We start from the raw sequence: 22,107 nt of genomic DNA on the forward strand, positions 1-22,107 counted from the left end.
GGACGCCGCCCGGTTCCCGTGAACCGGGCGGCGCGGTCTGCGGGCGAAGGTCAACGCCGCATGTCGAACAGCAGGGCCTTGCCATCGGTGATCCAGTCGAGGTCCGGAAGGGCGTCCGCGCCGAGCTGGACACCGTCGCCGCCGACGAGACGCTCGCCATCCATCATTGCAAGCCCCTCGATGATGTGGAGGAAGGTCAGCCGGCCCGGCTGATGCGGAACGCGCATCCGGTCGCCCGCATGGGGTTGGGCCAGAGACAGGCGCGCGTCGGAACAAAGTTCCAGCGATGCGCCGCCGCCGGCGGGCCCGGCCACCTCGACCCAGTCCCGACTTGCCATGGCATCCGGCAACCTGGCCTGCTGGTAACGAGGCGCCAGTCCGCGCGTGTCCGGAATGAGCCAGATTTGCAGGAAATGCGCCGGTTCCTTCGAGGAGGCGTTCATCTCCGAATGCCTGACACCGGAGCCTGCATGCATCAGCTGCGCTTCACCCGGGGCAATCGTGACCGTATTGCCCAGCGTATCCTTGTGACGCAGCTTGCCTGCAAGCACCAGCGTCAGGATATCCATGTCCGCATGGCCATGTTCGGAGAAACCAGAACCCGGCGCGATGCGATCCTCGTTGATCACCCTGAGCGCGCCGAATCCCATGCGGGTCGGATCCTGAAACCCGCCGAAGGAAAAGGTGTGGTAACTGTTCAGCCAGCCGGTATCGGTGTGGCCGCGCGACATGTTTTCGTGAATGAGGGTCATTTCGCCGCTCCCTGATCTCCTGGCGGTGCCGATGCGGCATCGCGATGGAGCGAAGATAGTCTCTTCGGAGGCGATTGAAATGCAGACGACGGTCGCCGCATCGTTCGATAATATTGAACGATGCGGCAAATCCTCCGAAGGCACAAAAGGAAAAGTCCTGCCATTCACTTCCGCATCGCTCGGCCCTCGGCATCGAAGCGGTGCAACTGACCCTCTGCCGGCTCCAGCCAGACGACATCACCCGGACGCGGCGCAAAGCCGCCTTCGGTGCGCACCTGCAGGCGTCCGGCCGCTTCAGTCGCCACATCGAGATAGGTGTCGCTGCCGAGATATTCTGCCGAAAGGATCTGCCCCTTCCAGCCCTCGCCCGCCTCGGCGGCGATCAGATGCTCCGGCCGGATGCCGATCGTGGCAGCACCGTAGCGGGCTGCGGCCTCGCCGGTGATCAGGTTCATCTGCGGCGAGCCGATGAAGGTGGCGACGAAGAGATTGGCCGGGCGATGGTAGAGATCGAGCGGCGCGCCGATCTGCTCCACCCGCCCCTGCTGCAAAACGACGATCTTGTCGGCCATGGTCATGGCTTCCACCTGGTCGTGGGTGACGTAGATGGTGGTGGTGCCAAGCCGCTTCTGCAACTCGCGGATTTCCGAGCGCATCTGCACGCGAAGCTTGGCGTCGAGGTTGGAGAGCGGTTCGTCGAACAGAAACACCTTCGGCGCCCGCACGATGGCACGCCCCATGGCGACGCGCTGCCGCTGGCCGCCGGAAAGTGCGGCGGGCTTGCGGCCGAGATAGGCATCGAGATCGAGAATGCCGGCGGCGGCTTTTACCCGCCGGTCGATCTCGCCGGCGGACAGGCCCTGCAGCTTCAGCGCAAAGCCCATGTTCTTCGCCACCGTCATGTGCGGATAGAGCGCGTAGTTCTGGAACACCATGGCGATGTCGCGGTCACGCGGGGCGAGATCGTTGATCAGCTTGCCATCGACGCTGATGTCGCCGGAGGTGATCTCCTCCAGGCCCGCCACCATCCTGAGAAGGGTGGACTTGCCGCAGCCAGAGGGACCGACCAGTGCCACGAACTCTCCGTCGGCAATCGAGACGTCCACCCCGTGAATGACCTCCAGCGCGCCGTAGCTCTTGCGCAAGGCAGCGATTTCGACCTGTGCCATGTTTTCCTCCCCGGCTGGTCCTTGACACGAAACAAAAGTGATTTAATCTATTTTCTGTGGCCTGCAAAGCGTGTTGTTGAGGAGACGCGCCGGGCCGCTGGTGCCGGGAGGGGTGGTGTGGCGACCGGGGGTCGCAGCCTGCCGTCGCGCGCCACAAGGCCGACAACCGGCAGTATTCAAGGGAGGAGAACCCATGATGACGAGATCCGCATGCCGACTGAGCCTCGCCGCCGTACTGGCTGCGAGCGTCGCCCTTCCGGCGATGGCGCAGAACACGATTACCGGCGACACCGTCGGCCCGGCCAATGCGCCGAAGACGCTGACCTTCCGCATGACGACGGATGGCCCGCGCAACAACGATCCCGACGTGGCCGAGGGCTACGGAAAGCTGTTTCGCGAGTATGTGGCACGCCATCCCGGCTGGAAGGTCGAGCTGCAGATGATGTCCGGCGACATTGGGCAGGAACAGGCCCGCATGCTCGAACAGGCCAAATCCGGCAACGCACCGGACTGCGCAGCCGTCGATTCCTTCGTCCTGCCGCTGTTCAAAAAGGCCGGGGTGCTGCAGTCGTTCTCCCCGTACTTCAAGAAAGAGGAGATCGAGCAGCTTTTCCCCTTCATCCGCGAAGGCATCACCGGAACGGACGGCCAGATCTATGCATGGTGGTGGTCGACGGACCTGCGGGTTCTCTACCGCAACAAGAAGGTGATCGCCGAGGCGCCGCAGACCTGGGATGACACCAGGAAGGCCGCGCTTGCCTCCGTGAAGGAAGGCATGGAAGGCATCCTCTTCAACGGCGGCCGCTTCGAGGGCACCACATTCGACTGGCTGGCCAACTTCTGGGCCCAGGGCGGCAAGCTGGTCGACGATGCAGGCAAGCCGATCTTCGGCGAAGGCGAGAACCGCGCGAAGTTCATCAAGGCGGTCAACTATTATCGCGATCTGGTGGAAAGCGGCGCCGCGCCGAAGCGCGTGGCCACCATCGGCAATTATGACGATTTCAACGCCGCGGCGGCGGCCGGCACCACCGCGCTCTTCGTCGGCGGCAACTGGCAGCTTGCCCAGCTGAAGAGCACGCTGGAGGCGGAAGACTTCGCCAACTGGACCTTCTCCATGCTGCCCGGCCCGACCGGCGCCGAACGCTCCACCGGCACCGGCGGCTGGACGGTCGCCTCCCTCTCCAAGGACCCGGCCAAGGTGGAAATGTGCGCCAATCTCGCCCGCGAGATCTACATGGGACCGGCCAATGCCCTGCAGGAGCAGCTGCCGACCCGAGCAGATCTCTATGACAAGTATCCGGTCTTCGCGACCGAGGCGAACAAGGCCTTTGCCGCGGCGCTGAAGGTGGGGCAGGCGCGGCCCGGCGCCCCGGTCTATCCGGAAATCTCCAATCAGATCCAGATCATGATGGGCAAGGTTCTGACCGGCTCGCAGCCGACCGAAGCCGCAGTGGACGACGCCTTCAAGGCGTCGATGGATGCCTTCAAGCGTCTGTAATGCCGATGCCGCAGGAACGCGGGTGCATTCTGCCCGCGTTCCTCTTCCCATGCCATGCGTGACCGGATGACCTCCATGCCTCCAGCGATTGCCTCAAGCGCCGTGCCGCGCGCGGCTGCCCTGCCCAACAGGCGGCAACGGCCCAGGGTCGCCCCCTGGCTGATGCCGCTGATCCTCGTGCTCGGTCTGTTTTACCTCTATCCGGTGCTTGACGTCTTCCGTCTGGCGCTGACGCGCGCCACGCTTCTGGGCGGCGATGAAGGCTACACTGTCTCGACGCTGACGCAGACCCTGGCCCGGCCGGAACTGCCCGGCATCCTCGGCGTCACCGCGCTTTTCACGCTCGCCAGCGTGTTTTCCCAGCAATTGCTGGGCCTTGCCATTGCGCTGGTAGTGGTGCGCGGCGAAAAGCGGCGCCTGTTCGGCACCACCATCGTGCGCACCACGGCCCTGATCGCCTGGGTCGTGCCCGGCATTGCCGGCGGCATCATCTGGAAGATGCTGTTCAACGAGGCACCCTTCGGCGGGCTCAACAGCATCCTGCGCCTGATGGGTGCAGCACCGGTGCAGTGGCTGTCCGATCCGGACCTGGTGATGTGGTCGGTGGTGATCTCCAATGTCTGGCGCGGCACGGCCTTTTCCATGGTGGTGATGTATGCGGCGCTGAAGGCGATCGACCCGGTGCTCTATGAAGCCGCGGCTGTCGACGGCGCCAGCGCGCCGCAGCGACTGATGCATGTGACGCTGCCGCAGCTGCGCTCGGCAATCCTCGTCAACATGATCCTCATCACCATCCAGACGCTGAACACCTTCGACGCGATCATCTCGCTGACCGGCGGCGGTCCCGGCCGCTCCACGGAGGTCCTGTCGCTCTACACCTTCAACGTCGTCTTCCGCAATTACGACCTCGCCGGCGGCGCGGTGCTGTCAATCCTGATGCTTGTCATCAGCCTCGGCCTCGCACTCGTCTACGCGGCCTTCCTGCCGAAGGGAGAGGACCGATGAGCGCCAAGACAAGGGAACGCATCGGCGACCTGTTCAGCTATCTGTTCATGCTGGCCACCTTCGTCTTTTTCGCCTGGCCGCTGCTGTGGCTTCTGTCGCTGGCACTGCGCACCCGCAAGGAGGTCTTCCTCGGCGTCAGCCGCTTCATTCCCAAGGCACCGACGCTCGAAAACTTCGCGATGATCCTGTCATCGGACAAGTTTGCCGGCTACCTGTGGAATGCCCTGAAACTGTCATGCCTGTCGGCACTCGGCTGCCTGATCGTGGCATTGCCGGCGGCTTACGCCTTTTCCCGCTTCCGGTTCCGCGGCAAGGGGGCCTGGATGATGGCGCTCTTATCGGTGCAGATGATCTCGCCGCTCGTCATCATGGTGCCGCTCTACCGCTACATGGCCTCGATCGGCCTGACCGACAGCCATTTCGGCGCCACCATGGTTTACATCGCGCTCGCGGTGCCGATGGTGACCTGGATCCTGAAGGGCACGATCGACGGCATTCCGGCCGCGCTCGACGAAGCGGCGATGATCGACGGCTGCAACCGCTTGGGCGTTTTCCTGCGCGTGGTCCTGCCGCTTTCCACGCCCGGCATCGCGTCGGCCTTCATCATTTCGGTGATCGGCGGCTGGTCGCAGTTCCTCGTTCCCTTCCTGCTGATCACAAAGGAATCGCTCACACCCATCGGCGTCGGCATCTTCCAGTATGCCGGCACGCAGAACGACTCTTCCATCCAGCTTCTGGCGGCGGCCTGCCTTGTTTCGGTGGTTCCCGCCATCGTCGCATTCCTCGCGCTCCAGCGGCTCATCCTCGGCGCCTTGACGGCCGGAGCCGTCAAGGGCTGACCCATCCAAACGACATGACGAGAACCACGATGACACTGACCCATGCCCAGCGCCTTGAACGGCTTCAGGTTCGCACCGCAGAACTGCAGTTCTGGCGCGCCCGCGCGACGCGGCCCCTGCAAGGCTGGACCTTCGACGGCCATCCGATCGCCATCGGCGACGCCTGGCCGCATCGCAACGGTACCGTGCACTTCACCGTCTCCGGAGAGGTGCCTGCCGACTGGCCTTTGGAAGACGCGCGGCTTTATCTCGATGTCGGCGGCGAAAGCCTGATCACCGTCACCGGTGCCGATGGCAGCGCCAGGAGCTACGGGCTCGACCCCTATCATCGCGAGTTCCGCCTCCCCTCGCGTCGCTTCTCAATCGTGACCGAAACCGTGGCGCGCCTGCCCTTCGGTCAGCCGGTGCGCAAACCCTGCCTGGAGCGCGCCGAACTGTTCTGGATCGACGAGGATGTCGACAGGCTCTGGCTGCTGCTGCGCCAGATTGCAGAAGCCGTCAGCGTGCTCGAAGGCCATGACGCCGTGCCCTACCTGCTGGAGGCTGCGGAAACCTGCTTCTACAGCCTCGACTGGCCCTCGGCCACGGCGGACTATGTGGCGCGCATCGCACCGGATGTGATGCAGCAGAAGATCTGGCAGCTGCCGCAGCACAAGGAAAATCCGGAGGGACTCAGCGAGGCGCAGCGCGCCTGCGTTGCCGCCGCCTATGACGCGCTGATGGCGCGGCTTGCCGAGCTTCAGCAGCGCTTTCCGCCGCAGGGCCGGATCGCGCTGACCGGCCATGCCCATATCGACCTTGCCTGGCTCTGGCCCTATGGCGAGACCCGCCGCAAGATGCGCCGCACCTTCCACACCGCGCTCTCGCTGATGGAAGGCTCCGCCGATTTCCGCTTCAATCAGTCGACGGCGCACTACTACGCGCAGCTCGAGGAGGACGATCCGGCCCTTCTGCAGCAGATCGTCGAGCGGGTGAAGGCCGGCCAGTGGGAAGTGCTGGGCGGCTGCTGGGTGGAGCCCGACACCAACATGCCGACCGGCGAAAGCCTTGCCCGCCAGATCCTCTACGGCCAGCGCTATTTCGAGAAGACCTTCGGCGCCCGCCACACCATCTGCTGGCTGCCGGATTGTTTCGGCTTCTCCGGCGCCCTGCCGCAGCTTCTGGTACAGGGCGGCATGAAGAGCTTCTTCACCATCAAGGTCAACTGGTCGGAATCGAACCGCATCCCGGCAGACCTCTTCTGGTGGGAGGGTCTCGACGGCAGCCGCGTGCTGGCACACACCTTCAACAACCCGATGGAGGGCTATAACGGCTTTGTGCGGCCGGATTGCTTCGTGCCGACCTGGAAGAATTTCCGTCAGAAGGATCGCCACGATACCACGCTGCTCTGCGTCGGCTATGGCGATGGCGGCGGCGGCGTCACTCCGGAAATGCTGCTGCGCGAGGAACAGCTGCGCGTCTTCCCGGCCATTCCGCAGGCACGCTGGAGCCGTGTGGAGGACTTCTTCGAGGCTGCCCATGCGACCGCTGACGCACGCAAGATGCATGTCTGGCAGGGCGAGATCTATCTGGAACTTCACCGTGCGACGCTGACCAGCCAGAGTGACGTCAAGCGCCTGCACCGGCAGGCCGAGCGCGGTCTGATCACCGCCGAAACCCTCGCAAGCCTTGCCCACCTGCTCGGCGGCACACACCCGCAATCGCTGGAGCCTGCCTGGCGCGTGGTGATGAAGAACGAGTTCCACGACATCCTGCCGGGCTCCTCCATCGCCGAGGTCTATGTCGATGCACGCGCCGAACTCGGGCATGTCATTAAGGAGGCGAAGGCCGCGCAGCAGGCAGGGCTTGCCGCAATCCGCGACCTGCTGCCGGCCGGCGAGGACGGGCATATCCTCGTGGTCAACCCTTCGCTTGCCCCGCGACCGCTGCGTCTCGACCTGGCGACAGGACCGGTTCACGCGGAAGCCGGCGTGCCGCCGCTTTCCGTCACCGTGTTGCCGGCGGCGGCCCTTCAGCCGCAGCCGGGCCTCGTTGCCACCGGGCACAGCCTGGAAAACGACGTGCTGAAGGTGACGCTTGCCGAAGATGGCTCGATTGCCAGCATGCTGCACAAGCCGAGCGGCCGCGAGGCGATCGATGGCGGCGGCAACCGTCTCTTTGCCTATCCCGCCGACAAGCCGCGCAGCTGGGATGCCTGGGACGTGGAAGGCGATTATGCGGAAAAGGCGGAGGAAATCACCGGCATCGAGAGCATCGAGCTGGTTGAAAGCGGGCCGCACCGCGCCGCCATCCGCATCCGCCGGCGCTGGCGCCATTCCACCATTACCCAGACGCTGTCGCTCGGGGCCAATGCGCGCCGCCTCGACATTCACACCGAACTCGACTGGCACGATCGCCGCGTGCTGCTGCGCACGCTGACCGGCGTCGCCGTACGCAGCCCGCGGGCCGTCTGCGAATGCGCCTACGGCGTCGTGGAGCGGCCGACACATACCAATACGTCCTGGGACGATGCGATGTTCGAGGCGCCGGCGCACCGCTTCGTCGATCTGTCGGAGCCGGGCTTCGGCCTGGCGCTCATCAACGATGCCAAGTACGGGCACTCGATGCGCGGCAATCAGCTGGGGCTATCGCTGCTGCGCGCCCCGGTCTATCCCGACCCCCTGGCGGACGAAGGCTTCCAGTCCTTCACCTATGCGCTGATGCCGCATGAAGGCAGCTGGCATGAGGCGGGCGTGCGCGAGGAGGCAGAGGATCTTAACCAGCCGCTCCTCGCCATCGATGCTACGGGCCTTGCCTGCGGAGAGTGGCAGCCGGTGACCGTCGAGGGCGTTCCGGCGGCACTCTCCGCGCTGAAGGCCAGCGAGGACGGCGACGGGCTGATCCTGCGCCTCTACGAACCGGCCGGGCGGCGCGGCGCGCTGCACATCACACCGCGGGACGGCTGGCGGACCGAGGGACCGCTCACCATCCTGGAAGAGCCGATGGCTGATGCGCCCGCCGATGCGCTGCGCCCGTTCGAGGTCAAGAGCTGGCGCCTTCGCAAGGGCTGAGACGCCTCTTCCTTCGGACGCAGATTTGTCGCATGATCCCGGGACGGTTGCAGATCGTCCCGGGGGGCGAGCAAGGGACAAGGCATTGAACTATCAGGGTGCGAATGGCGAACAGGCGGCGGCGCAAAACCGCGCGACCATCCTGAACGCCATTCATCGCGGTGCGCCCATCTCGCGCACCGAGCTGGCGCGCCAGTCGCGCCTGACCAAGCAGGCGGTGACGCGCATCGTTGACCGCCTGCTGGACGAGGGACTGGTGATGGAGGCGCGCCGCCGGCAGGGCTTGCGCGGCCAGCCGGCCATCGAACTGGAAATCGATCCGGAAGGCGTCTTCGCCATCGGTGCCAATATCGACCGCGATCACCTGACCATCGTCGCCGTCGATGCGGCGGGCAATGTCCGCGGCCGCATCCACCACGAGCAGCGCTTTTTCCTGCCGAAGGACTTTACCCGGCTGATGGAGGAGGCCATCTCCTCCTTCCTGCGCCGCAAGATCATCCCCGAACCGCGTCTGGCCGGCATCGGCCTTGCCATTCCGGATTGGCTGGGCGAGGTCGATTTCCTCGAACGCCCGCCGCATTACAGCGAATGGAGCGGCTTTGACGTGCGCGCCGCATTGTCGCGCATCACGCAGCATCCGGTGTTCATCGACAATGACGCCAATGCGGCAGCCCTTGGCGAAATCGAATACGGGCTCGGCACGCAGATCGACAGCTTCTTCTACATTCTCGTCAACGCCTGCCTGGGCGGCAGCCTCGTCATCAACGGCATGTGCCACAAGGGCGCGGGCGGTCTTGGCGGCGAAGTCAGCTGGCTGCCGGTGGTCGCCACCGAGGAGGGACTTGCCGGGGAGACGCGACCGATCGGCGACATGTATTCGCTGTTTCACCTGCTGCACCACCTGAAGGAAAACGGCATTGCGGTTGCCCGCCCGTCGGATCTGCTGAACCTCGACCCGGCAGGTCGCGCACTGGTCAGCGCCTGGCTGAAGGGCTTTGCCGTGACGCTGGCGGAAGCCATCATCGACATCGGCATGGTGGTAGATCCGGAGGCGGTGCTGATCGGCGGACGCCTGCCGGCGCTGCTGGTCGATGAACTGCTGAACAATGTCCGCGACGAGATCGGGCGGCGCGGCATGGAGGCGCCGTCTCTGCATCGCACCGCGATCTCGGAGGACGCCGCAGCACTGGGCGCGGCGACCATGCCGCTCGCCCATCGTCTCTGCCTGCCATCGGCGGACGCAACGCAGCAGACCCGCGTGCCGATGTCGAGCGTGATGCTGCCGGCAAGCCTCGGCTTCAGCGCGGCTTCGGCAGGCTGAGTTCCGCGAAGGGCAGCAGCGCGGCGCCATGGGCCACGCCGCAGCCGGGAAGCGAGAGCTTGCGGATCGGCGGAATCCACGAGGCGGGAACGAAGTAGCTGCCTTTCCTGGCCCGCTCGGCAATCATCATCGCAATCACCATGTCCAGCACGTCGTCCGGCAGGCTTCCGCCGATCAGCACCGCACCGGGCGACACGAAGCCGCCAAGCGCGAGCACGGCATCGAGCAGCCGCGAGGCGGCGCGGCGCGTCCAGTCGGTGGTTCCTGCTTCGCCAGAGGCCTCGATATGCCTGCGGTAGGAGGCGGCGCTCGCCACCTCGTCCAGTGTCAGTTCCTCGCGGCCCGGGCGCATGCTGCCGATGCAACCGGCGCGGCCATGCACGCCGCGAAAGAAGCGCCCCCCGGTCATCAGGCCGGCGCGCACGACCTCATCTACAAGAATGACCGCAAAGCCGCCCTCCGGCTCGCCGATGCCGAGGATCCGCTCGGCGGTCACGGCGGCCTCGACATCCTTCACCGTGAAGGTCGGCAGGTCTGCCAGCGCCTGCATCGGTCCAAGGCCGGCTGCCTCACCTGCCGGATGGCAGGCAATGCCGATGCCGGCAAGGCTTGCCGCGAACCGGTCGCGGATCGTCCTGACGGCCGCATCCAGCCCGTGCGGCGGAACCTCCTGCTGCAGGACGACTGCGCCCTTCAGATCCACCACCGCCACGTCGATCCGCTCCGGCCTCAGCCAGAGGCCGCAACCATGCGCACTTGCGGCCAGCAGCGAAAACTCTGCCGCCTTGTAGCGGTCGGTGGTTTCGCGTCGGCCCTGACCGACGAAACCTGCCGCCGCCAGCCGCTTGAGGATGCCCGTGACGGCGGGTTCGGTGAGGCTCAGATGCGCCGACAACTCCTGGCGCGTCAGGGCGCCATGCCTGCGCAACAGGGCCAGAACGACGCGGGAATTGTGATCGGCAATGTCTTCCGGGCTGATGCCTGCCCCTGCCCTTCCCCCTTCGCTTTCGCGTTTCTGTGCTCGCGCCAATCGTCGGCCCGCTTTCAAACCTGCCTCACCTCCATGCTGAATGCCGGACGCGACAGCTGCCCGGCCGGGGAATCCATGCAGTCTGTATAGCATTTTTCACGGTTGGCGCCCGTTTCGCCGCGACACCGACCCGATTTTGTTGCAGGCCTGCGAGCGATTGCCCGTGCTTGCACGCATCGTGCAAATTCGCCACGGTCTCCCCTCGCCCGCAACGCGCCTCTTGAACCACGAGCAGCGGCGGACCACCTATCTCGCGCGTGGCGATGTCGAGGCGGCGAGGTTCGCCTGCAGGACGCATTCAGCCGACATGCCGGAATGGAGATATCATGAGCCAGGCGGAAGAATTGAGCGACAACGACTGCCGGCCCGTCCATCGCGACATCCTGCACTGGCTTTTGCGGGAGACCCACGGTCAGCGCTACATCGACAATCTTCTGGTGGAATTGTGCGAGCGACTTCGGCTGACCGGCGTGCCGGTGGCGCGCTCGACCCTGCATTTCCGCATCAATCACCCGCAATGGATGGGCGCGCGCATCCTGTGGCGGACAGGACTGGCGGATGCGGACATCGACACGGTGGATTACGGTGTCGAGAATTCGCCGGAATTCCTGCTGAGCCCCATTCACGAACTTTACGACGGGGCAGACGAGGTTCGCCAGAACCTGCTGCGCGAGGACCCGGCCCGCCCCTACTCCATCTTTGCCGACCTGAAGGCGGCGGGCTTCACGGATTACGTCGCCTGGCCGCTGCAGCACACGCTGGGAAAGCAGCATGCCGTGTCCTTCGCCACCGACGCCCCGGAAGGCTTTGCGCCGGAGCATGTCGACCTCCTGCGCACGCTTGTGCCCATTCTCGCGCTCGTCAGCGAAGTGCGCGTCAAGAATGCACTGGCGCGAACCTTGCTGCAGACCTATGTGGGACCGCACGCCGCCGAAAAGATCCTGGCGGGTGCTACGCGGCGCGGCAGCGGTGTCACCCTCTCGGCCGTCGTGATGATCTTCGACGTGCGTAACTTCACCGAGATTTCCGACCTGTGGCCGCGTGACGACGTGATCTTCATGCTGAACCAGTGCTTCGACGCCCTTTCGGAACCGATCGAACGGCATGGCGGCGAAATCCTGAAATTCATGGGCGATGGCCTGCTGGCCGTGTTTCCGCTGGTGGGCGAGGAGGTGCAGAAAGCCGCCTTCACGGCCGTCGAGGAGGTGCAGGCGGCCATGCAGGCGCTGAACCTTGCGCGCGAGGCGGCCGAACAGCCGGCCCTGCGCTACGGAATCGGGGTGCATTGCGGCGACGTGATGTACGGCAATATCGGCTCGTCCAGCCGACTGGATTTCACCGTGATCGGCCCGACCGTCAATATCGCCTCACGCCTGGAGACGCTGACCAAGACGGTCAGGCGGCCGGTTCTTCTGTCGGAAGCCTTCATCCGCTCCGGCGGACTGGAAGAGCGCGTCGAACATGTCGGAAGCTTTCCGCTGCGGGGCCTGTCGCAGCCGATCGGCGTCTTTGCACCGAAGGAGACACCGTAGGCACCGGCTTCGCGCCGTCTCGCGCAGGAGAACGGGGATGAGAAAGGGCACGCACCGTGAGGATGCGTGCCCGTCGGTATCGGGTTCATTGCGGGCGGACGGAGCCGCCCTCGCTGAAGTTCGCCTCTGCCGGCCTTACTTGGTCGCGAGAACGGCCTTCTGCCGACGCGAGCGGCGCGACAGATAGAAGGGCAGGATGGCAACGGCCGCAGCCATGACCCACAGCACGTTGCAGATGGTGCTGCTGAACAGGATCGACGGATCGCCGCCGCTGATGGCCAGCGCATTGCGCAGGTTTACTTCCATGACGCGCCCCAGAACGAAGCCGAGAATGATCGGCGCCATTTCAAAGCCCGCCTTGCGCAGCAGCCAGCCCACCATGCCGATGCCCAGCATCAGGAAGATGGAGAAGACCGAGGAGTGGGTGGAGTAGACGCCGACGATCGACAGAACCAGGATGCCGGGAACCAGCAGCCAGTTCGGCACGGTCAGCACGCGGGCGAAGATCTGCACCAGCGGCAGGTTGAGCGCCAGCAGGATGAGGTTGCCGACGAACAGGGAAGCGACGAGACCGCCGACGATTTCCGGCCGCTCGACAAGCAGCATCGGTCCTGGCTGGATGTTGTAGAGCATCAGCGCGCCGAGCATGACGGCGGTGGTGCCGGACCCCGGAACGCCGAGCGTCAGCATGGGCACGAAGGCGCCGCAGGCGGTGGCATTGTTGGCGGCTTCCGGCGCGGCCAGGCCGCGCACGTCACCCTTGCCGAAGGTGCCCTGGCTGTCGGAAATGCGCTTGGCGGTCGTGTAGGAGATGGCGCTCGACACGGAGGCGCCGGTGCCGGGCAGAACGCCGACCACGAAGCCGATCAGCGAGCTGCGGAGCGCCGTACCGGTGCACAGCACGATGTCGGAGAGGCGCGCCGTCATGCGGCCGAGCTCCCGGATGACGGTCATGCCGCGGCCCTGGTTTTCCAGGATGATCAGCGCTTCCGAAATCGAGAACAGCCCGATGACAAGCACGACGAATTCGATGCCGTCGCCCAGTTCCGGTTCGTTGAAGGTGAAGCGGTAGGCACCGGAGGTGGCATCAAGACCGACGGTCGCCAGCATCAGGCCGAGCGTGCAGCCGATCAGCGTCTTGGCCGGATAGCTGCCGACCATCGAGCCGAGCGTTGCGAAGGCGAACATCATCAGCACGAAATATTCGGCGGGGCCGAAGCCGATCGCCAGTCCGGCCAGCAGCGGCGCAAACAGCGCAAGGCCGATGGCGCCCAGCATGCCGCCGACGAAGGAGGCAAGGCCCGACAGCGCAAGCGCCTCGCCCGCACGCCCCTGGCGCGCCAGCGGGTAGCCGTCCATCGCCGTCATCACCGCACCGGCATCACCCGGCACGTTGAGCAGGATCGAGGAGATGCGACCGCCATATTCGGCCCCGCAATAGATGGCTGCCAGCAGGATCATGGTGCTTTCCGCCGGCAGACCCATCGTGTAGGCGATGGGAAGCAGCAACGCGATGCCGTTGATCGGACCGATGGCCGGCAGCGCGCCGACGAGTGTGCCGATGAAGCAGCCGATAAGGCCGATCAGCAGGTTCTGCCCGGTCAGTGCGACCGCGAAACCGTGCCAGAGATATTCGAGGTTCATGGAGTAGACCTTTCCGGTTCCAGTCCTGCCTCAGCCGCCAAACAGCGTGCCGACGGGCAGGTAGACTCCCAGCAGATAGAAGAAGACGAACCACCAGAGGGCGGCATGACCGATGGCGCCGATCAGCGCCTTCATCGGCGGTGCGCCGAAGATGAGCGCCGAACCAAGCGTCAGCACGAAGATCGACGCCGCAAAGCCGGCCGGCTCGAACAGCGCCACCGACACCACCAGCAGCACCGGCACCGCCAGAACGCGCACCAGGAGGCCGCCGGTGGGAAAGCCCTCCGCTGGACCCGGCGCGAAGAAATACCAGACCGCCAGCAGGGCAAGCACGCCGGCAAGAGCAACAGGAAAGGCCCGCGGGCCGAGCGGATCGGAGGAGAAGGCGTATTCGATGACGCTTCCGCCGATGCCATAAGCAATGGCAAGCGCCAGCAGGCAGAGCGCCGCAGCGCGGCCAACCTTCAGCGTCGAGCCTGAATGGGCATGCGATTCGTCAGACATGGGTGTTTCCCTTGATTTCTGAAACTGCAGCCGGGCGTGGCCGCCATTCGTCTCTCCCCCCGTTCCCGCCATCGGTCAGACCGATGGCGGGAGGCGGACCGGCTCGGGGTCCTGGGAGGAGCAGAGGAACGCGGAGACTTACATGCCGGCTTCCTTGGCGAGGATCTTGAAGCGTGCGACATCCGTCTTGACACGCTCCTCGAAATCCTTGCCGAGCAGGGTGAACTCGAACAGGCCGCGCGCTTCGCGTTCCTTGGCGAATTCCGGCGTCTGGGATGCCTTCTTGAAGGCCTCGATCCACCAGTTGTAGTCGGCATCGGACACGTCCTTGCCGACATAATAGCCGCGCCAGACGGGCCAATCGATATCGAAGCCCTGTTCCTTGGCGGTCGGAACGCCGGCGAGATCGCCGGGCAGCCGCTCCGGCGCCATGACGGCGAGGATGCGGACCTTGCCGGCCACGTGATGCTTGACCATCTCGGCCGCATCGCCCGAACCGACCTTTACGTGGCCGCCTTCAAGCGCCGTCAGCACGGCGCCGCCGCCTTCAAGCGCGACATAGCGCATCTTCTTGGGCTCCTGGCCGGCAGCCTTGGCCAGCAGCGAACCCTTCATCCAGTCCTGCGAGCCGACGGCGCCACCGCCGGCGATGGCAAAGCTGGCAGGATCGGCCTTGTAGGCATCGACCAGTTCGCCGAGCGTCTTGTAGGGCGAATTGGCGGCCACGACGAGCACGCCGTAATCGGCGCCGAGCGCGCCGAGCCAGCGGACGGCAGTTTCGTCATACTGGCCGAACTTGCCCTGCGCGATCAGCAGGGCCGAACCGGACGAGGCCGCGGTGATCAGATTGCCGTCCTTGCCGCGCTTGGCAATGACGTGGTTGTAGGCAACGGCACCGACGCCACCTTCCATGTAGGTGACGGCCATCGGCTGCGAAATCTGCTTGGTTTCCAGCAGCGCGTTTGCCGCAAGGCGGCAGGTCAGGTCGAAGCCGCCGCCGGGCTTTGCGCCGGCAAGGCATTCGGGCTTGGCAGGCTCTGCCTGTACCGAGGCAGCGAAGGAAAATGCTGCGATTGCAGCACCGAACATGGCGGTCTTGAAGTGATGCTTCATCAGGGTTCCTCCCACAGAAACTTGAGCCATCGGGGGAACGGGCCTCACGCTCACGCTCCGGCCCGGATCAGGGGCCTGATGCTTGACGTGGCGTGGCAGATGTCCTCCCGGACCGACCCTTCGCTCTCCACCGGGTCGGTCGCGAGACCTTAGTCCCGGTTCCTGTCACCACCCTGTCACGCTTTCGCCGCAAGTGTGAACAGAGGCTTTCATCGGCTTGCCCGCCGGTCGGCCCCATGCGATCATGACGGCTGTGCGTATTCTCTTGGTCGAAGACACTCAGGACGTGGGTGAGGCGATTTGCCGGCGCTTCCAGCAGACGGGCCACACCGTCGACTGGGAGACGGATGGTGCTGCCGCGCTTGAAATCCTAGGCTTCACCGAATTCGATCTCGTCATCCTCGATGTCATGCTGCCGGGCCTCGACGGTTTTTCGGTTCTGCGCAAGCTGAGGCAGGCCAGAAGCGGCGTGCCGGTGCTGGTGCTGACCGCCCGCTCCGAGGTGGACGACCGCGTCAGCGCGCTCGATCTCGGCGCCGACGACTATCTGGTCAAGCCCTTCGACTTTCGCGAACTGGAGGCTCGCGCCCGCGTTCTCATGCGCCGGCGCAGCGGCGGCGAGCCGACCAACATCATCGTGTGCGGCGACATCAGCCTCGATCGCGCCAACCGCAACGTCATGGTCGGCAAGCGGGAGATCCAGCTGAAGCGGCGCGAGATCGCCCTTCTCGAGATCCTCGCCTCGCGCCCCGGCAAGGTCTTCAGCAAGGACGAGCTTCTGGACCAGTTGTTCGGCTTCGAGGAGGCGGCCAGCGCCAACGCCATCGAGCTTTACGTCGGGCGCCTGCGCAAGAAGCTGGAGGGTGCCCGGGCGAAAATCGTCACGTTGCGCGGCAGCGGCTACCAGCTGGTTTCCGACGATGGTGCATAGAAGCTCGCTGTTTTCCCGCCTGATGCGGCGTGTCGGCCTGGTGCTGGCGGTCGGCGCGGCGATGATGATCACCGCGGCCTGGTTCTATGCGCGGGCCGCGGCCGATGTGGCCTATGATCGGCTTCTGCTCGGCGCAGCCTTCCAGATGAGCGAAAGCCTGGCGGTTGCCGATGGCAGCCTGCGCTTCATTCTTCCCCCCTCCGCCTTCGAACTGCTGGGCCTTGCGGAGCGCGACCGCATCTTCTACCGCGTCATCGATCCTGCCGGCGTCACCCTGACCGGCTACAAGGCACTGGCGGCCGATACCGATGTTTCTCTGAGCCGCTCCGGCCCGGTCTTCGGCAGCGATACCTTCATGGGCGAACAGGTGCGCACCGTCACGGTGGCGCATGCCATGACCATGCCGGCAGGCCCCGGCTGGGCCTATGTGGTGGTGGCGCAGACCGTCGAGGCGCGCGAGGCCCTGGCATCGGAACTGACGACGCGCGCCACCCTGCTCGTGGCGCTGATGAGCCTGCTTGCGCTGGTCGGCACGGCACTTGCCGTGCGCTATTCGCTGCGACCGGTCGATGAGCTTGCCGCGGCACTTCGCCAGCGCGAGCCGCAGGACCTGACGCCGCTTGCGATTTCGGTGCCGCAGGAAATCTCGCCGTTCGTCACCGCCATCAACTACTTCATCACCCGCCTCGACGAGCGGGTGAAGCTTCTGCAGCGCTATATTGCCGACAGCGCCCACCAGATCCGCACGCCGCTGACGGCACTTTCGGCGCAGGTCAGCCTGATCGACGAGCAGAAGCTCGCACCGCAGGACCGCCGCCATCTGCAGCGCGTGCAGGATCGCACGGCCGAACTTGCCGCGCTGACCAACCAGCTTCTCAACCACGCGATGGTGATCCACCGCTTCGATTCGATCCAGCTGGCCCCGATCTCGCTGAACGACGTGGCCCGCATGGCCTTTCGAAATGCCGTGCCGATCACCATCGATCCGGACATGGTGGTCTCCTTCGAGGCCGCCGACGAGGATCTGATGGCGATGGGCGACGTGCTGAGCCTGCGCGAAGCGATCGTCAACGTCATCGACAACGCGCTACGCCACGGGGCGGTGGCCCGGCTGGAGGTGCGGGTTCGGCGGGCGGGCAGTTTCGGACGGATCGAGGTGATCGATGACGGGCCGGGCATCCGCGCCGCCGACTGGCCGAACGTCATCAGCCGCTTCTACTCGCGCAGCAGCGATGCGCGCGGCCCCTCCGGTCTTGGCTTTGCCATCGCTTCCGAGGTGGCAACCGTGCTGCACGGGCGACTCGGCTTTCGCGAGCGAAGCCAGACCGAGTTCTTCTGCGTGTTTCTGGAACTGCCGCTTGTGGGAGAACAGCCATGATCCGTCATTTCGGAACACTGGCACTCGCGGGCCTTGTTTTCCTCCTTCCGGGTCTTGCCGTCGCGCTGGAAGGCCAGGGGGAGACTTTTCCCGCGCCCGGACGGGAAACCGGCCGTCTCACCATTCATGCGGCAACCGATCTCGATGCCATGCGCCCCCTGCTGCGCGATTTCCAGGCCGTCTATCCGGACATCACCATCGAATTCGTGGACTACGTGACGAACGATCTATTCCGCGAGGCGCAGGCGGCCTGCGAGACGGGATCGAGCCGCGCGGACATCCTTCTGTCATCCTCCGTCGACCAGCTTGTCCGGCTGGCCAATGACGGATGCGCGCGGCCGCATGCCTCGCCGGAAACCGCAGCCGTGCCGGACTGGGCGAACTGGCGCGACGAGGTGTTCGGTTTCACCTTTGAACCGATCGTCTTCGTCTACGATCGCCGCACGGTGCCGCCGCAGGACGTGCCGCGAAGCCACGAGGCGCTTCTGGATCTGCTGCGCAGCAAGCCGGACGACTATCGCGGCCGCATCGGCACCTATGACATCCAGGCCTCCGGCATCGGCTATCTGCTCGCCTTTTACGATTCCCGCCAGGCCCCGACCGCAAACGGTCGCCTGCTGGAGACCCTGAGCCGGGCGCAGACGGTGATCCGCTGCTGCAATAACGAGGTGCTGGGCGAACTGGCGGCAGGCCGGATCAGCATCGCCTACAACGTGCTCGGTTCCTATGCCTATGCGGCAGCGCTTGCCAATCCGGACCTTCGCATCGTGCTGCCGCGCGACTATGCGCTGATCCTGTCGCGCGGCGCCCTCATCCCGGCCAGCGCGCCGAATGCCGGCCTCGGCAAGCGCTTCCTCAACTATCTCCTCTCCTCGCGCGGCCGGCAGGTGGCGCGGGAGGCCTCCTTCTTTTTTGCCGAGGACGCGCCGCTGCCGCCCGGCGTCGACGGACCCGAGCGGCTGATGGATTCCGGCATCGGGCGCCCGATCCGCATCGGCCCTTCCCTGCTGGCCGCCCAGGACGAGGTTCAGCGCAGAACCTTCATCGCCGACTGGCGCAAGCACATCGGAACCCGCTGAACCGTCCCTTCGCCGCAGGCCGGCGGGATGACACCCGGCGCCGTCAGGCGACCGGATGCACCTCGCCGATCGCCGCAGCCGGCGCGCCATGCTGGCGAAGCGGGCGGTTGCGCGTCAGCAGGCGGGCCAGGATGTAGAAGACGGGCGTCATGAAGATGCCGAAGAAGGTGACGCCGATCATGCCGGAAAACACCGCGACACCCATGGCCGCGCGCATTTCCGCCCCCGCGCCGGTGGAGACGACGAGCGGGATGACGCCCATGATGAAGGCCATGGATGTCATCAGGATCGGGCGCAGGCGCAGCCTGCTTGCTTCCACCGCCGCCTGCACCGGTGTTCGCCCTTCGAATTCCAGTTCGCGGGCAAATTCAACGATCAGGATCGCGTTCTTGGCCGAAAGCCCCACCAGCACCACCAGCCCGATCTGGGTGAAGATGTTGTTGTCGCCACCGGTGTACCAGACGCCGGCAAGCGCCGCGAGGACACCCATCGGCACGATCATGATGATCGAGAGCGGCAGCGTCAGGCTCTCATATTGCGCGGCGAGAACCAGATAGACGAGCAGCAGCGCCAGCGGAAAGACGATGATGCTGGAATTGCCGGCAAGGATCTGCTGGTAGGTCAGGTCCGTCCATTCGAAATCGATGCCCGCCGGCATGGTTTCCCGCAGGATCTTCTCGATGGCCGCCTCCGCCTGCCCCGAGGAGAAGCCGGGCGCCGGCCCGCCATTGATGTCGGCGGCCAGGAAGCCGTTATAGCGGGTGGTGCGTTCCGGGCCGGTGGAGGCCTCGACCTTCAGCAGTGCCGCAAGGGGGATCATCTCCCCGGTCTGCGAGCGCACCTTCAGCTGGCCGATATCCTCCGGCTTGGCGCGATACTGTGCATCGGCCTGCACGCGCACGCTGTAGGTTCGCCCGAACGCGTTGAAATCGTTGACATAAAGCGACCCGAGATAGATCTGCAGCGTCTGGAAGACATCGGTCACCGACACGCCGAGCTGCTGCGCCTTCACCCGGTCGAGATCGGCAAACAGCTGCGGCACGTTGACCTGGAAGCTCGAGAAGATCCCGGCGAGTTCCGGCGTCTGATAGGCCTTGGCGATGACCGCCTTGGTCGTTTCGTCGAGCGTCTGGTAGCCGAAGCCGGCGCGGTCCTCGATCTGCAGCTTGAAGCCGCCCGTCGAGCCGAGGCCGTTGACCGGCGGCGGCGGGAACATGGCGATGAAGGCATCGCCGATGCCCGCATATTTCTGGTTGAGCGCCATGGCAATCGCACCGCCGGACAAAGACGGGTCCTTCCGCTCCTCGAAATCATCCAGAACCGCAAAGACGATGCCGGCATTCGAGCCGATGGTGAAACCGTTGATCGACAATCCCGGGAAGGCGAGCGCATTCTTGACACCCGGCTGCGCCAGGGCAATGTCGCTCATCTTGCGGATGACGTCTTCCGTGCGGTCAAGCGTTGCGCCATCCGGCAGCTGGGCGAAACCGATCAGGTACTGCTTGTCCTGTGCCGGCACAAAGCCGCCGGGCACCGCGTTGAACATGCTGTAGGTGGCAACCACCAGGGCCATGTAGATCACCATGACCATGCTCTTGCGGCCAAGCAACCCGCCGACGGTGCGCCCATAGCCGCGCGATGCGGCGCCGAAGGCCCGGTTGAAGCCGCGGAAGAACCAGCCGAGCAGCCGGTCCATGCCTCGCGTGACGAAATCCTTCGGCGCATGGTGATCCTTCAGCAGCAGGGCAGCCAGCGCCGGCGACAGCGTCAGCGAATTGATCGCGGAGATCACCGTCGAGATGGCGATGGTCAGCGCGAACTGCCGGTAGAACTGACCCGACAGGCCGGTGATGAAGGCAAGCGGCACGAAGACGGCAACCAGCACCAGCGCAATGGCAATGATCGGGCCGGACACTTCGCGCATGGCACGGTAGGTCGCCTCGCGCGGCGAAAGGCCGTTCTCGATATTGCGCTCGACGTTCTCCACCACCACGATCGCATCGTCGACCACGATGCCGATGGCAAGCACGAGGCCGAACAGGGTCAGCGCGTTGATCGAGAACCCGAAGGCATACATCACCGCGAACGTGCCGATGATCGACACCGGAACCGCGATCAGCGGGATGATCGAGGCGCGCCAGGTCTGCAGGAAGAGGATCACCACCAGCACCACCAGGGCGATGGCCTCCAGCAGCGTATCGACCACCTTGTCGATGGAGGCCCGGACGAACTTGGTCGTATCGTAGACGATCTCGTAGCGCACGCCGTCCGGCATGGCCTTCTGCAGATCCTGCATCGTCTGCTGCACGGCATCGGAGATGGCAATGGCGTTCGAGCCCGGCGCCTGGAAGACCGGGATGGCGACTGCCGGCTTGCCGTCGAGCAGGGAGCGCAACGAATAGTCGGCGGCCCCCAGTTCGATGCGGGCCAGATCCCGCAACCGCGTCACCTCTCCATTCTCGCCGGTCTTGACGACGATCGCGCCGAATTCCTCCGGCGTCTGCAGCCGGCCGCGCGCGTTGACATTGAGCTGCAGGTCGACACCCGGAAGAGAGGGCGAGGCCCCGATGATGCCGGCCGCCGCCTGAACGTTCTGCTGGCCGATGGCCGTGGTGATGTCGCTGGCGGCCAGCCCGCGCTCGGCCACCTTCTGCGGATCGAGCCAGATGCGCATGGAATAGTCGCCGGCACCGAATACCTGCACCTGGCCTACACCGTCGATGCGGGCCAGCCGGTCCTTGACGTTCAGCGTTGCATAGTTGCGCAGGTAGGTGAGGTCGTAGCGGTCACCGGTGGAGACCAGGTGAACGACCATCATCAGGTCCGGCGAACTCTTGACGGTGGAAACGCCGAGTGCGCGCACCTCGGCCGGCAGACGCAGCTCCGCCTGCGAGACGCGGTTCTGCACGAGCTGCTGCGCCTTGTCCGGATCGGTTCCCAGGCGGAAGGTGACGGTCAGCGTCAAGACGCCGTCCGACGTTGCCTGGCTCGACATGTAGAGCATGTCCTCGACACCGTTGATCTGCTCTTCCAGCGGGGTTGCCACCGTCTGGGCAATCACCGTCGGATTGGCACCCGGATAGGTGGCGCGCACCACCACGGAGGGCGGCACCACCTCGGGATATTCGGAAATCGGCAGGGCGCGCAGGCCGATCAGGCCGGCAACCACGATCAGGATCGAAAGAACCGCGGCAAAGACCGGACGATCGACGAAAAAGCGGGAAATGTTCATGGGGAAAGTCCCTCACGGAGGACAAAGGGA

Annotated in this window: 16 protein-coding genes; 9 read left to right on the forward strand and 7 right to left on the reverse strand. The window is 65.2% G+C overall.

What is annotated here, in order from left to right:
• Window positions 1-50: 50 nt before the first annotated feature.
• On the reverse strand, window positions 51-752 hold the full coding sequence (locus KLP42_RS08100; protein ID WP_215565702.1) for a pirin family protein: 702 nt from the start codon (window positions 750-752) through the stop codon (window positions 51-53).
• Window positions 753-916: 164 nt separating this feature from the next.
• Window positions 917-1,921 carry an ABC transporter ATP-binding protein gene (locus KLP42_RS08105; RefSeq protein ID WP_215565703.1) on the reverse strand — a complete coding sequence of 335 codons (1,005 nt, stop codon included), beginning with the start codon at window positions 1,919-1,921 and terminating at the stop codon, window positions 917-919.
• A 193-nt stretch (window positions 1,922-2,114) separates the two neighbouring features.
• Between KLP42_RS08105 and KLP42_RS08110 the strand changes: the two genes are divergently transcribed.
• The 5 genes from KLP42_RS08110 (at window position 2,115) to KLP42_RS08130 (ending at window position 9,634) form a co-directional block, all read left to right on the forward strand.
• Complete coding sequence (locus KLP42_RS08110; protein ID WP_502941278.1) at window positions 2,115-3,419, forward strand: extracellular solute-binding protein; 1,305 nt, start codon at window positions 2,115-2,117, stop codon at window positions 3,417-3,419.
• Window positions 3,420-3,485: 66 nt separating this feature from the next.
• Window positions 3,486-4,424: a carbohydrate ABC transporter permease gene (locus KLP42_RS08115; RefSeq protein WP_215565704.1), complete on the forward strand. Its 939-nt coding sequence runs from the start codon at window positions 3,486-3,488 to the stop codon at window positions 4,422-4,424.
• Window positions 4,421-5,263 carry a carbohydrate ABC transporter permease gene (locus KLP42_RS08120; protein WP_215565705.1) on the forward strand — a complete coding sequence of 281 codons (843 nt, stop codon included), beginning with the start codon at window positions 4,421-4,423 and terminating at the stop codon, window positions 5,261-5,263. Before KLP42_RS08115 ends, KLP42_RS08120 begins: the two co-directional genes overlap by 4 nt.
• 29 nt (window positions 5,264-5,292) lie before the next feature.
• Window positions 5,293-8,313 carry an alpha-mannosidase gene (locus KLP42_RS08125; RefSeq protein ID WP_215565706.1) on the forward strand — a complete coding sequence of 1,007 codons (3,021 nt, stop codon included), beginning with the start codon at window positions 5,293-5,295 and terminating at the stop codon, window positions 8,311-8,313.
• 85 nt (window positions 8,314-8,398) lie between these two features.
• A complete protein-coding gene (locus tag KLP42_RS08130) occupies window positions 8,399-9,634 on the forward strand; it encodes an ROK family transcriptional regulator (RefSeq protein WP_252192843.1) in 1,236 nt (411 codons plus the stop codon).
• On the opposite strand, the gene KLP42_RS08135 is transcribed toward KLP42_RS08130, so the two are convergent.
• The gene (locus KLP42_RS08135) at window positions 9,612-10,664 is read right to left on the reverse strand and encodes a MarR family transcriptional regulator (protein ID WP_252192844.1); all 1,053 of its coding nucleotides are present in this window, start codon (window positions 10,662-10,664) and stop codon (window positions 9,612-9,614) included. The two genes, KLP42_RS08130 and KLP42_RS08135, sit on opposite strands and share 23 nt — an antisense overlap.
• 326 nt (window positions 10,665-10,990) lie before the next feature.
• Here KLP42_RS08135 and KLP42_RS08140 point away from each other — a divergent pair, with 326 nt between their 5' ends.
• Complete coding sequence (locus tag KLP42_RS08140; RefSeq protein ID WP_215565708.1) at window positions 10,991-12,196, forward strand: adenylate/guanylate cyclase domain-containing protein; 1,206 nt, start codon at window positions 10,991-10,993, stop codon at window positions 12,194-12,196.
• Between the two features lie 135 nt (window positions 12,197-12,331).
• Here the strand turns inward: KLP42_RS08140 and KLP42_RS08145 are convergent, their stop codons facing one another.
• The 3 genes from KLP42_RS08145 to KLP42_RS08155 all read right to left on the reverse strand — a co-directional run bounded on the left by KLP42_RS08145 (window position 12,332) and on the right by KLP42_RS08155 (window position 15,457).
• Window positions 12,332-13,840, reverse strand: a complete 1,509-nt coding sequence (locus KLP42_RS08145; RefSeq protein ID WP_215565709.1) for a tripartite tricarboxylate transporter permease — start codon at window positions 13,838-13,840, stop codon at window positions 12,332-12,334.
• Between the two features lie 30 nt (window positions 13,841-13,870).
• Entirely contained in the window at window positions 13,871-14,344 is a 474-nt protein-coding gene (locus KLP42_RS08150) for a tripartite tricarboxylate transporter TctB family protein (RefSeq protein ID WP_215565710.1), read from the reverse strand.
• 138 nt (window positions 14,345-14,482) lie between these two features.
• Window positions 14,483-15,457 carry a Bug family tripartite tricarboxylate transporter substrate binding protein gene (locus KLP42_RS08155; protein WP_252192845.1) on the reverse strand — a complete coding sequence of 325 codons (975 nt, stop codon included), beginning with the start codon at window positions 15,455-15,457 and terminating at the stop codon, window positions 14,483-14,485.
• 253 nt (window positions 15,458-15,710) lie between these two features.
• On the opposite strand from KLP42_RS08155, the gene KLP42_RS08160 reads away from it, so the two are divergent.
• Genes KLP42_RS08160 through KLP42_RS08170 form a run of 3 tightly spaced genes read left to right on the forward strand, consistent with a single transcriptional unit; the run spans window position 15,711 to window position 18,845 of the window.
• Complete coding sequence (locus KLP42_RS08160) at window positions 15,711-16,388, forward strand: response regulator transcription factor (RefSeq protein ID WP_215565904.1); 678 nt, start codon at window positions 15,711-15,713, stop codon at window positions 16,386-16,388.
• The gene (locus KLP42_RS08165) at window positions 16,378-17,766 is read left to right on the forward strand and encodes a sensor histidine kinase (RefSeq protein ID WP_215565711.1); all 1,389 of its coding nucleotides are present in this window, start codon (window positions 16,378-16,380) and stop codon (window positions 17,764-17,766) included. The genes KLP42_RS08160 and KLP42_RS08165 overlap by 11 nt, the downstream gene beginning before the upstream one ends.
• On the forward strand, window positions 17,763-18,845 hold the full coding sequence (locus tag KLP42_RS08170; RefSeq protein ID WP_215565712.1) for an ABC transporter substrate-binding protein: 1,083 nt from the start codon (window positions 17,763-17,765) through the stop codon (window positions 18,843-18,845). Before KLP42_RS08165 ends, KLP42_RS08170 begins: the two co-directional genes overlap by 4 nt.
• Before the next feature lie 43 nt (window positions 18,846-18,888).
• On the opposite strand, the gene KLP42_RS08175 is transcribed toward KLP42_RS08170, so the two are convergent.
• Window positions 18,889-22,077 (reverse strand): efflux RND transporter permease subunit, encoded by a 3,189-nt coding sequence (locus tag KLP42_RS08175; protein ID WP_215565713.1) that lies wholly within the window; start codon window positions 22,075-22,077, stop codon window positions 18,889-18,891.
• Window positions 22,078-22,107 lie beyond the last annotated feature (30 nt).

This window comes from Rhizobium sp. CSW-27 (assembly GCF_018760785.1).
Classification (GTDB): domain Bacteria; phylum Pseudomonadota; class Alphaproteobacteria; order Rhizobiales; family Rhizobiaceae; genus Neorhizobium.

Coding starts and splice junctions, on each gene's coding strand:
- KLP42_RS08100 (WP_215565702.1), bottom strand. CDS start 752: ATGACCCTCATTCACGAAAACATGTCGCGCGGCCACACCGATACCGGC.
- KLP42_RS08105 (WP_215565703.1), bottom strand. CDS start 1,921: ATGGCACAGGTCGAAATCGCTGCCTTGCGCAAGAGCTACGGCGCGCTG.
- KLP42_RS08110 (WP_502941278.1), top strand. CDS start 2,115: ATGATGACGAGATCCGCATGCCGACTGAGCCTCGCCGCCGTACTGGCT.
- KLP42_RS08115 (WP_215565704.1), top strand. CDS start 3,486: ATGACCTCCATGCCTCCAGCGATTGCCTCAAGCGCCGTGCCGCGCGCG.
- KLP42_RS08120 (WP_215565705.1), top strand. CDS start 4,421: ATGAGCGCCAAGACAAGGGAACGCATCGGCGACCTGTTCAGCTATCTG.
- KLP42_RS08125 (WP_215565706.1), top strand. CDS start 5,293: ATGACACTGACCCATGCCCAGCGCCTTGAACGGCTTCAGGTTCGCACC.
- KLP42_RS08140 (WP_215565708.1), top strand. CDS start 10,991: ATGAGCCAGGCGGAAGAATTGAGCGACAACGACTGCCGGCCCGTCCAT.
- KLP42_RS08145 (WP_215565709.1), bottom strand. CDS start 13,840: ATGAACCTCGAATATCTCTGGCACGGTTTCGCGGTCGCACTGACCGGG.
- KLP42_RS08150 (WP_215565710.1), bottom strand. CDS start 14,344: ATGTCTGACGAATCGCATGCCCATTCAGGCTCGACGCTGAAGGTTGGC.
- KLP42_RS08155 (WP_252192845.1), bottom strand. CDS start 15,457: ATGAAGCATCACTTCAAGACCGCCATGTTCGGTGCTGCAATCGCAGCA.
- KLP42_RS08165 (WP_215565711.1), top strand. CDS start 16,378: ATGGTGCATAGAAGCTCGCTGTTTTCCCGCCTGATGCGGCGTGTCGGC.
- KLP42_RS08170 (WP_215565712.1), top strand. CDS start 17,763: ATGATCCGTCATTTCGGAACACTGGCACTCGCGGGCCTTGTTTTCCTC.
- KLP42_RS08175 (WP_215565713.1), bottom strand. CDS start 22,077: ATGAACATTTCCCGCTTTTTCGTCGATCGTCCGGTCTTTGCCGCGGTT.